We start from the raw sequence: 10,549 nt of genomic DNA, 5'->3' as shown, positions 1-10,549 counted from the left end.
CGTGTGTCTCGCGGTGCTCGGGGTGTGGGGCCTCGCCCTGCTCGCCGCACGGCTGGTGTCGGCGCGCGGGCGGACGTCCGGCGCGGCCGTCGCGCGCGGCCGGACTCCGCGGCCCCGGTGGCCCGATCCTCCCCCTCCCTACGGGAGTTCCGTCGCCGCCTTGTCGGTACTGCGCCAGTAGGAGCGCGCGAAGCAGGAGACGCGCCCCTACCCGTTCGCACACCCACACCACGAGGTGCACCCCGTCATGTCCGCACACCCCACCCGACGCGCCGTGCTCGGCGCCACCACCGCCGTCGCGGGCGGCGCCCTGCTCGCCGCCTGCTCGGGATCCGGCTCCATGGACGGCATGGACCACGGCACGGCCCACGGCGCCGGGCCGTCGGCGGCCCCCGGCGGCTTCGTCGACCCGGCCGGGCCCGAGGTCGTCGCCGCCGAGGCCCGGCGCGGCTCCGGTCGCGTCCGCGACGTCCGGCTCACCGCCACCGCGACCCCGCTCGACCTGGGCGGCCGTACGGTCCGGTCCTGGGCGTACGGCGACCGGCTGCCGGGGCAGGAGGTGCGGGTCACCGCGGGTGACACGCTCGCGGTGACCCTCGCCAACCACCTCCCCGAGCCGACCTCACTGCACTGGCACGGCCTCGCCCTGCGCAACGACATGGACGGCGTACCGGGCCTGACCCAGCGGCCCGTCGCGCCCGGCGCGTCCTTCGCCTACCGGTTCGCCGTCACCCACCCCGGCACCTACTGGTTCCACCCGCACTCCGGCGTCCAGCAGGACCGGGGGCTCTACGCCCCGCTGATCGTCGAGGACCCGAAGGAGCCGCTGGGCTACGACCGGGAGTGGGTCGTGGTGCTCGACGACTGGGTCGACGGGGTGGACGGCTCCACCCCGGACGCGGTCCTCGCGGAGCTGCGCGCCGGGATGGGCGGCGCCCCCGGGGACAGCGGGGACGGCACCGGTGGCGCAGACGGCATGGGCGGCATGGGCGGCATGGACCACTCCGGCCACGGCGTGCCCGGGACGGCGGCGGCGCCCCGCCCGACGGGCCCCGCCGGCCCCTCCCGCATGCTCATGGGCGCCACCAGCCCGCTGCTGGGCGGCGACGCGGGCGACGTCGCGTATCCGCACCACCTCGTCAACGGCCGCACCCCGCAGGCCCCTTCCTCCTTCACGGCCAGGCCGGGCGAGCGCATCCGGCTGCGGATCGTCAACGCGGGCGGCGACACCGCCTTCCGGGTGGCGCTCGGCGGCCATGAGCTGACCGTGACCCATGCGGACGGCTTCCCGGTCCGGCACACCCCGGCGGACGCGCTGCTGATCGGTATGGGCGAGCGGTACGACGTGCTGGTCACGGCGGGCGACGGGGTGTTCCCGCTGGTGGCGCGGGCCGAGGGGAAGGACGCGGGGGCGCTCGCGGTACTGCGCACCGGCGGCGGGGCCGCGCCCGACGCCTCCGTACGCCCCAAGGAGCTCACCGGGCGGCTGCTCACGGCCGACCGGCTCGCGCCGGACGCGTCCGTGGCGCTGCCCGCGAAGACGCCCGACCGGACGGTGAGGCTGACGCTGACCGGCGGGATGGCGAAGTACGACTGGGCCTTCGACGGGCAGCCCTACCGCCCGGACGCACGGCACCCGGTCCGCGCCGGTGAGCGGGTGCGGCTGGTCTTCGCCAACACGACCGCGATGTGGCATCCCGTGCATCTGCACGGCCACACTTTCGCGCTGGCGGGCGGCGCGGGCGGGGCCCGCAAGGACACGGCCCTGGTCCTGCCGGGGAAGACGCTGACCGTGGACTTCGACGCGGACAACCCGGGGCTGTGGATGGTCCACTGCCACAACGTCTACCACTCGGAGGCCGGGATGATGACGGTCCTGGGCTACCGGAAGTAGGCCGGTGAGGGGGAGGGAGCGGGGCGCCGCGCCGCGCTCCACCCCCCATCGCGTCGCTTTGACGATTACACTGGCGGGGTGCCTCAACTACGTCTCGCTCTGAATCAGATCGACTCGACCGTCGGCGACATCGCCCAGAACGCCGAGGCCATCGTGCGCCGGACCCGGCACTGCGCCGAGCAGGGGGCGCACCTCGCCGCCTTCCCCGAGATGATGCTGACCGGCTACCCCGTGGAGGACCTGGCGCTGCGGTCCTCGTTCGTCGAGGCGTCCCGGCAGGCGCTGACCGGGCTGGCGGCGCGGCTGGCCGCCGAGGGCCTGGGCGAGCTGCCGGTGGTCGTCGGCTATCTGGACCGGTCCGAGGCGCGCCCCCGCTACGGCCAGCCCGCGGGCGCCCCGCGCAACGGGGGCGCGGTGCTGCACCGGGGCGAGGTCGTGCTCCGGTACGCCAAGCACCATCTGCCCAACTACGGCGTCTTCGACGAGTTCCGCTACTTCGTGCCGGGCGACACCCTGCCGGTGATCCGGGTCCGCGGTGTGGACGTGGCGCTCGCCATCTGCGAGGACCTCTGGCAGGACGGCGGCCGGGTCCCGGCCACCCGCTCCGCAGGGGCCGGGCTCCTGCTCTCCATCAACGCCTCCCCCTACGAGCGGAACAAGGACGACACCCGTCTGGAGCTGGTCCGCAGGCGCGCCCGGGAGGCCGGGTGCACCACCGCCTATCTGGCGATGACGGGCGGTCAGGACGACCTGGTCTTCGACGGCGACTCGATCGTGGTCGACCGGGAGGGCGAGGTCGTCGCCCGCGCCCCGCAGTTCACCGAGGACTGTGTGCTGCTCGATCTGGAGCTGCCGGCGGCGGGCCCGGTCCCGTCCGGGACGGTCGACGACGGTCTGCGGATCGAGCACGTGACGCTGTCGGGCGAGCCCGTCGCCGCGTACGAGCCGGAGCACACCGGCGGGCAGGCGGAGCGGCTCGACGACGACGCGGAGGTCTACTCGGCGCTGGTCACCGGGCTGCGCGCCTATGTCGTCAAGAACGGCTTCCGGTCCGTACTGATCGGGCTGTCCGGCGGTATCGACTCGGCGCTGGTCGCCGTGATCGCCTGCGACGCGGTGGGCGCGGAGAACGTGTACGGCGTGTCGATGCCGTCCCCGTACTCCTCCGAGCACTCCAAGGGCGACGCGGCCGAGCTGGCCCGGCGCACCGGTCTGAACCTGCGCACGGTGAGCATCGAGCCGATGTTCAGCGCGTACATGACCTCACTGGGCCTGACCGGGCTCGCCGAGGAGAACCTCCAGTCGCGGCTGCGCGGCACCATGCTGATGGCGATCTCCAACCAGGAGGGGCACCTGGTCCTCGCGCCGGGCAACAAGTCCGAGCTGGCGGTGGGGTACTCGACGCTGTACGGCGACTCCGTCGGCGGGTACGGGCCGATCAAGGACGTCTACAAGACGACCGTCTTCCGCCTCGCCCGGTGGCGCAACAGGGCGGCGCGGGAGCGGGGCGAGGTCGCGCCCGTCCCGGAGAACTCGATCAGCAAGCCGCCCAGCGCCGAGCTGCGCCCGGGGCAGGTCGACACGGACTCGCTGCCGGACTATCCGGTCCTGGACGCGATCCTGTCCCTGTACGTCGACCGCGACCAGGGCCGCGAGGCGATCGTGGCGGCCGGGTTCGACGCGGAGCTGGTGGCGAGGACGCTGCGGCTGGTGGACGCCGCCGAGTACAAGCGGCGGCAGTACCCGCCGGGCACCAAGATCTCCGCGAAGGGCTTCGGCAAGGACCGGCGGCTGCCGATCACCAACCGCTGGCGCGAGGCGGTCTGACCCCGGGGGGGGCGCCGCTCAGATCTTGAGCCGGGCGGCGATCGGCAGGTGGTCGCTGGGGGTGCGGCCCAGCGTCCACGAGGACTTGGGCTCGACGCCCTTGACCATGATCTGGTCGATCCGGGCCATCGGGAACGACGCGGGCCAGGTGAAGCCGAAGCCGTTGCCCGCCGCGCCCTGGGTGGAGCGCATCTGCGAGGTGATGTTGTTCAGGGCGCGGTCGTTCATGGTGCCGTTGAGGTCGCCGAGCAGGACCACCTTCTTCAGCGGCTCGCCCGCGATGGCGTCGCCGAGGGCGTCCGCGCTGGCGTCCCGCTGGCGCGCGGTGAACCCGGCGCTCAGCTTCACCCGGACCGAGGGCATGTGCGCCACGTACACCTTCACCTGGCCGGCCGGGGTGCTCACGGTGGCCCGCATGGCGCGGGTCCAGCCCATCTTGATGTCGACCGGCTCGGCGTCGCTCAGCGGGAACCGGGACCACAGGCCCACCGTGCCCTGCACCGAGTGGTGCGGATAGGCCCCGGCGAGCGCCTTCTCGTACGCGCCGACGCTGCCGCCGGGCAGCTCCTCCAGGGCGAGGACGTCGGCGCCGGAGGCGATGAGGTCGCGGGCGGTGCCGGCCGGGTCGGGGTTGTCGGCGTTCACGTTGTGGGTGGCGACGACCAGGTTGCCGCCCTTGCTCTCCTTGTCGGTGAGCAGTCCGCCGAAGAGGTTCAGCCAGACCACCGCCGGCAGGACCAGGGCGATCAGCGCGGTCGCCGAGCGGCGCCACAGGGCGAGGCCGAGGAGCACCGGGACGAACAGACCCAGCCACGGCAGGAAGGTTTCCGTGAGGCTGCCCAGGTTGCCGATTCGGTTGGGGATCTTGGCATGCACCAGCATGACCAGGGCGATCAGCACCGCTGCCCCGGCCAGGACCAGGCCGCGCCGCCAGATGCCGGGATCGTTGCGCCAGCCGTCCAGCAGGCGCCGGACCCGGGATCCGGAGCGCTCGCCCTCCGCGCTGCCGCTCCCCGTCTCCGCCACGTACGCCCGCGTCATACCGCTGTCCTCACTGCCTTGCCGTTCGCACACCGTCGCCCCGATGACCCTAGGCGATGAAGGGTGCCTTTCCCTGCTGTCGTACTGCCTCGATGACGACCGCACGCCGCGCCGGGTTCCCACGGGTCACGGCCAGGGGGGTGGCTGTGACAAAACGCGCATATTTGCGGCCCAGAGTGGTTTAAAGCTCATCCAATTACGTGACCCTGGCACCCACTTCCCGTCGGCGGGGGTGGGATGCCACCATGGAAGTGGTCCGGAGACGCCGTCAGGGCGCTTCGAGATGACGAACAGGAGCCGTTGCGATGACGCAACAGATCAAGGCTGCGCAGAATCCGCCCGCAGAACGTTCCGACAGCAGCAAGGCGCTGTACGGGGGCACGTCCACGCGCCGCGTCACCATCCACGACATCGCCGCCGCCAAGGCGCGGGGCGAGAAGTGGCCCATGCTCACCGCGTACGACGCGATGACCGCCTCCGTCTTCGACGAGGCCGGCATCCCGGTCCTGCTCGTGGGCGACTCGATGGGCAACTGCCACCTCGGTTACGAGACGACCGTCCCGGTCACGCTCGACGAGATCGCCATGCTCTCCGCCGCGGTCGTCCGGGGCACCAGGCGCGCCCTCGTCGTCGCGGACCTGCCGTTCGGCACCTACCAGGAGGGCCCGGTGCAGGCGCTCCGCAGCGCCACCCGCCTGGTCAAGGAGGCGGGCGTCGGGGCCGTCAAGCTGGAGGGCGGCGAGCGCTCGCTGGCCCAGACGGAGCTGCTCGTACAGTCCGGCATCCCGGTCATGGCCCACCTGGGCCTGACCCCGCAGTCCGTGAACGCCATGGGCTACCGGGTGCAGGGCCGCTCCGACGAGGCCGCGCACCAGCTGCTGCGGGACGCCAAGGCCGCGGAGTCGGCGGGCGCGTTCGCGGTGGTGCTGGAGCTCGTCCCGGCGGAGGTGGCCGCCGAGATCACGCGCTCGCTGCACATCCCGACGGTCGGGATCGGCGCGGGCGTGTCGTGCGACGCGCAGGTGCTGGTGTACACCGACATGGTCGGGCTCACCGGCGGGAAGGTGCCGCGGTTCACCAAGCAGTACGCCAATGTGCGCGGCGTCCTCGGCGACGCGGCGAAGGCGTTCGCCGACGAGGTGATCGGGGCCCGGTTCCCCGCCGAGGAGCACACGTTCCACTAGGAGGCGCGAGCCCGTGACCGTTCCCCGGTGGAGCGGGCGGGGCTGAACACGCGTTTCCGGCGCACTTAAGAGATCGGGCAGCCCGTCGGCATCTCCTGTCGGCGGGCTGTCGGCGTCCGCGGGCGTCTGTCGGCGGGATGTCGGTGGATTGTCGGTGGGGCCTGGCACCTTGAGGGCATGACGCGAATCGACGACAACCCCGAAGGCGGCGCGGCCAACGCCGTCACGGTGCGGGGACTGGTGAAGCACTTCGGCGACACCAAGGCGCTGGACGGCGTGGACCTGGACGTACGCGAGGGCACGGTCCTCGGAGTCCTGGGTCCCAACGGCGCCGGCAAGACCACCCTCGTCCGCTGCCTGTCCACCCTGATCGTGCCGGACGCCGGCACCGCCCACGTCGCCGGCTACGACGTGGTGCGCCAGCCCCGCCAGCTGCGCCGCACCATAGGCCTCACCGGGCAGTACGCCTCGGTGGACGAGAAGCTGTCCGGCTGGGAGAACCTGTACATGATCGGGCGGCTGCTCGATCTGTCCCGCAGGGACGCCCGGGCCCGCGCCGACGAGCTCCTGGAGCGCTTCTCGCTCACCGAGGCGGCGAAGCGGCCCGCGATGAACTACTCGGGCGGTATGCGCCGCCGGCTCGACCTCGCGGCCTCGATGATCGGCAAGCCGGCCGTGCTCTACCTGGACGAGCCGACCACGGGCCTGGACCCGCGCACCCGCAACGAGGTGTGGGACGAGGTCCAGCGGATGGTGGCCGAGGGCGCCACCGTGCTGCTCACCACCCAGTACATGGAGGAGGCCGAGCAGCTGGCGAGCGAGCTGACGGTCATCGACCGCGGCAAGGTCGTCGCCAACGGCGGCATCAACGAGCTGAAGGCGAAGGTCGGCGGCCGGACGCTCCAGATCCGTCCCGCCGACCCGGCGCAGCTCGGCGCGATGGCCCGGGCCATCACCGAGGCCGGTCTCGACGGGGTCTCCGGCACCCAGGCGGTCCCCGACGAGGGCCTGCTGAACGTGCCGATCCTCAGCGACGAGCAGCTGACCGCCGTGGTCGGCCTGCTGGGCGCCCGCGGCTACGGCATCGCCCACATCGGCACCCATCTGCCCAGCCTGGACGAGGTGTTCCTGGCCATCACCGGCCAGAAGCCCACCCTCCAGGACTCCGAGAGCGACGACACGACCGAGGAGGTCGCGGCATGAGCACCGCCACCACCGCCCAGGCGGCCCCCGCGAAGCAGCCCACCGGCATCCGCCCGCCCGTCATGGACGCCGACGGCCGGATCGGGCCGCGCGCCAATCTGCGGCACATCGGCGCCCTGGTGCGCCGCAACGCGCTCCAGATCAAGCAGGACCCGGAGTCGATGTTCGACGCCGTGTTCATGCCGATCATCTTCACCCTGCTGTTCGTGTACGTGTTCGGCGGCGCGGTCTCCGGCAAGGGCAACCAGGACGCGTACGTCAACTACCTGATCCCGGGCCTGATGGCGATGCAGGGCCTGAACATCGCGATGGCGGTCGGCACCGGCATCAACGACGACTTCAAGAAGGGGGTGATGGACCGGTTCCGGACCATGCCCATCGCCCGGTCGTCGGTGCTGATAGCCAAGATCGTGGTGGAGATCGGCCGCATGATCGTCGCCACCACGATCCTGCTGATCATGGGCTTCATCCTCGGACTGTCCATCCACACCTCCGTCTTCGAACTGCTCGCGGCGGTCGGCCTGTCGCTGGTGTTCGGCGCCTCGCTGATGTGGATCTTCATCCTGCTGGGTCTCACCATGAAGACGGCGCAGGCCGTCCAGGGAGTGGCGATGCTCGTGCTGATGCCGCTGCAGTTCGGCTCGTCGATCTTCGCCAAGCCGACCACCATGCCGGGCTGGCTGCAGACCTTCACGGACTACAACCCGCTCTCCAACCTCGCGGACGCCGCCCGCAACCTGGTCAACGGCGGCCCGGTGGCCCACTCGGCGCTGATGACGCTGGGCTGGGCGGTGGCGATCACCGTGGTGACGGCCCCGCTCGCGGTCGCCAAGTTCCGCAAGCGGACGTGACGGTGACGGGACGTCAGTCCAGCTCCCCCTGCGCCAGGGCGGCGGCCTCCTCCAGAGAGAGGCCGCCGCCCTCGGCGTACGCGGCGGCGTAGGCTGCCTCGTCGAGCAGCGGGCGGACCAGCGCCTCCACCGTCTGCCGTACCTCCACCTCCATCGAGGAGGCGTAGTGGATCGCCGGCATCAGGGTGTCGTGCGCCCCGATCAGCCGCGCGGCGTCATGGGCGGCCCGCGCACCGGGCTCCGCCGGTCCGGCCCACGCCCAGGCAACGGAGAGCAGGTGCACCGGGACCATCTGGGGCGCGACCACCAGGGCCATCGGCGCCACGGAACGGGCGAGCGCCGTACGGGAGTCCACCAGGGCCTTGTCGTAGGCGCCCTCCATGTTCTCCAGCCAGGCCCGGATGCCGATCACGAAGCCCTCGAAGAGCGCGAGGTTGCTGGCCATGAACTCCTCCAGCATCAGCGCGATCTGCTCGTGTGCCTCAGCCAGGCGCCCGGTGCGGCCCAGCCACATCGCCAGGAACATCCGGGCGGCGGGCTGCGCCTCGTACCCCGCCTGGCGGCCCGCGGTGACGATCTCGCGCAGCATCGCCTCGCCCCGCTCGCCCTCGCCGGTCTCCAGCAGCACCGAGGCGAGCCGCGCCTTCAGGAGCGACACCTGCCCCTGGGCGCCGAGCCGTTCGGCGTACCGGACGGCCTCGCTGTAGTCCTCGCCCGCCAGCGCGTACTCCCCGCGCCGCTCCCGGGCCTCGCCGCGCGCCGACAGCGCCTCGGCGGCGCCCCAGTCGTCGCCGAGGCGGCGGAAGATGTCCAGCCCCGCCTCGGCGTCCCGGGTGGCCTCACCGGCCCAGTCGCCGCGGTTGGCGAGGACGTTGGCCCGTATCTGCAGGGCGTTGGCGAGCTCCCACTCGTAACCGAACTCCTCACAGGCCGTGACCGTCGCGTCCAGCAGCTCCCTGAGCGCCTGGGCGTCGCTGGTCATGATCACCGGGAAGAACCAGAGCGCGCCGGGCATCCGGCAGGTCTGCGGCAGCCCCGGCCGGTAGGCGCCCACGATGGCGCGCAGCCGCTGCTCCGCCTCGGGCGTCGTCCAGTCGTCGCCGGTGTGGTCCATCGAGGCCAGCAGGAACAGCCGCACCCCGCGCCGGGCCTCCTGGAGCACCTCGGGCTCCATGGGCGGCGGGCTGTCGGTGCAGCGCGCGAAGACCGGGGGCGCGGGCTCGGCGGGCGGCGCGAACGGGTCGGGGCCGAGCTCCGCCGCGGCCCCGGCCCAGCGGCGGGACTCGGCGCGCAGATCGCGCATGTGCCAGTACGAGGAGAGCGCGTGCACCATGCACAGCGCCTCCTGCTCGTCGGCGAGGTCAACGGCCCGGCGCAGCGCGGTGCGCAGGTTCTCGTACTCCCGCTCCAGGAGCTCGACCGCGGCGCGCTGGCCCCGCCCGCGCAGCTCGGGGTCGGTGGTCCGGGCCAGCTCGCGGTAGTGCACCAGGTGGCGGCGTTCGGTGGGGCCCCGGTCGCCCGCGTCGTCGAGGCGTTCGGCGGCGTACTCGGCCACCGTCTCCAGGAGCCGGTAGCGCATCTCGCCGCTGTCCCCGGGCGCGGCGACCACCAGCGACTTGTCGACGAGGGAGCCCAGGAGCGGGGCGACGTCGCGGGCGGCGACGCCCTCGCCGTCCGCGCAGACCGCCTCGGCCGCCGCCAGGACGCAGCCGCCCGCGAAGACGGAGAGCCGGCGCAGCACCGTGCGCTCGGGGTCCTCCAGCAGGTCCCAGGACCAGTCGACGACCGCGCGCAGGGTCTGCTGACGCGGCAGTACGGTCCGGCTGCCGCTGGTCAGCAGGCGGAAGCGGTCGTCGAGCCGGTCCGCAATCTGACGCGGCGTCAGCATCCGCAGGCGGGCCGCGGCGAGCTCCACCGCCAGCGGCAGACCGTCCAGGCGGCGGCAGATCTCGGCGGCGGCCCCCGGGTCGTCCTCCACCCGGAACCCCGGCCGCGCCGCGGCCCCCCGGTCCGCGAGCAGCCGCAGCGCCACCGGCCCCGGCAGCGGCTCCACCGGCCGCACCACCTCGCCCGGCACGCCCAGCGGCTCCCGGCTGGTGGCGAGGATGGTCAGCCCCGGGCAGCGGGCGAGCAGATGCTCGGCGAGCGCGGCGGCGGCGTCGATCACATGCTCGCAGTTGTCCAGGAGCAGCAGCATCCGGCGGCGCTCGCAGTGCGTGGCGAGATGGGCCAGCGGGTCGCCCGCGGTGCGGTCGGCGGCCCTCAGCTCCTCGGCGCCGGCGCCGTGCAGCACGGTCTCGCGGGCGCCGACCGAGGTGAGGACGGCGGCGGGCACGGCCGCCGGGTCGGTCACCGGGGCGAGCTCGGCCAGCCACACCCCGTCGGGCCAGCCGTCCCCGGCCGCGCCGACGGCCTCGGCGGCCTCCTGGGAGAGCCGGGTCTTGCCCGCCCCGCCGGGCCCGAGCAGCGTCACCAGACGCGCGGCGCCCAGATCCCCCCGGATCGCCTCGATGTCGGCCTCGCGCCCCACGAAGGAGGTGAGCCGGGCG

At 73.2% G+C, this 10,549-nt stretch carries 7 protein-coding genes and 1 pseudogene; 6 read left to right on the top strand and 2 right to left on the bottom strand.

Features of this window, described 5'->3' with window-relative positions; all coding sequences use genetic code 11:
• From ACJA3G_RS19770 to ACJA3G_RS19760, 3 genes and pseudogenes are all read left to right on the top strand, one after another.
• Positions 1-181: pseudogene (locus ACJA3G_RS19770) on the top strand (hypothetical protein); the annotation flags it as partial.
• A gap of 66 nt (positions 182-247) precedes the next feature.
• Positions 248-1,894 carry a multicopper oxidase family protein gene (locus tag ACJA3G_RS19765; RefSeq protein ID WP_406554347.1) on the top strand — a complete coding sequence of 549 codons (1,647 nt, stop codon included), beginning with the start codon at positions 248-250 and terminating at the stop codon, positions 1,892-1,894.
• A gap of 78 nt (positions 1,895-1,972) precedes the next feature.
• A complete protein-coding gene (locus ACJA3G_RS19760; RefSeq protein ID WP_406554346.1) occupies positions 1,973-3,721 on the top strand; it encodes an NAD+ synthase in 1,749 nt (582 codons plus the stop codon).
• An 18-nt stretch (positions 3,722-3,739) separates the two neighbouring features.
• Here ACJA3G_RS19760 and ACJA3G_RS19755 read toward each other — a convergent pair whose 3' ends face one another.
• Positions 3,740-4,762, bottom strand: coding sequence for an endonuclease/exonuclease/phosphatase family protein (locus ACJA3G_RS19755; RefSeq protein WP_406554345.1), 1,023 nt, complete (start codon positions 4,760-4,762; stop codon positions 3,740-3,742).
• A gap of 305 nt (positions 4,763-5,067) precedes the next feature.
• Between ACJA3G_RS19755 and panB the strand changes: the two genes are divergently transcribed.
• The 3 genes from panB to ACJA3G_RS19740 all read left to right on the top strand — a co-directional run bounded on the left by panB (position 5,068) and on the right by ACJA3G_RS19740 (position 8,000).
• Positions 5,068-5,946 carry a 3-methyl-2-oxobutanoate hydroxymethyltransferase gene (gene panB / locus ACJA3G_RS19750; protein ID WP_406554344.1) on the top strand — a complete coding sequence of 293 codons (879 nt, stop codon included), beginning with the start codon at positions 5,068-5,070 and terminating at the stop codon, positions 5,944-5,946.
• Positions 5,947-6,123: 177 nt separating this feature from the next.
• The gene (locus ACJA3G_RS19745) at positions 6,124-7,149 is read left to right on the top strand and encodes an ATP-binding cassette domain-containing protein (protein WP_406554343.1); all 1,026 of its coding nucleotides are present in this window, start codon (positions 6,124-6,126) and stop codon (positions 7,147-7,149) included.
• Positions 7,146-8,000, top strand: a complete 855-nt coding sequence (locus ACJA3G_RS19740; RefSeq protein WP_406554342.1) for an ABC transporter permease — start codon at positions 7,146-7,148, stop codon at positions 7,998-8,000. Before ACJA3G_RS19745 ends, ACJA3G_RS19740 begins: the two co-directional genes overlap by 4 nt.
• A gap of 13 nt (positions 8,001-8,013) precedes the next feature.
• On the opposite strand, the gene ACJA3G_RS19735 is transcribed toward ACJA3G_RS19740, so the two are convergent.
• Positions 8,014-10,549 (bottom strand): ATP-binding protein (locus ACJA3G_RS19735; protein WP_406554341.1); only part of this gene is annotated, 2,536 nt, incomplete at its 5' end.

The sequence above is a fragment of the Streptomyces sp. YS-3 genome (assembly GCF_045257485.1).
Classification (GTDB): domain Bacteria; phylum Actinomycetota; class Actinomycetes; order Streptomycetales; family Streptomycetaceae; genus Streptomyces.
The sequence above is the reverse complement of the archived record's forward strand: the minus strand, read 5'-3'. Positions and strand labels throughout refer to the sequence as shown.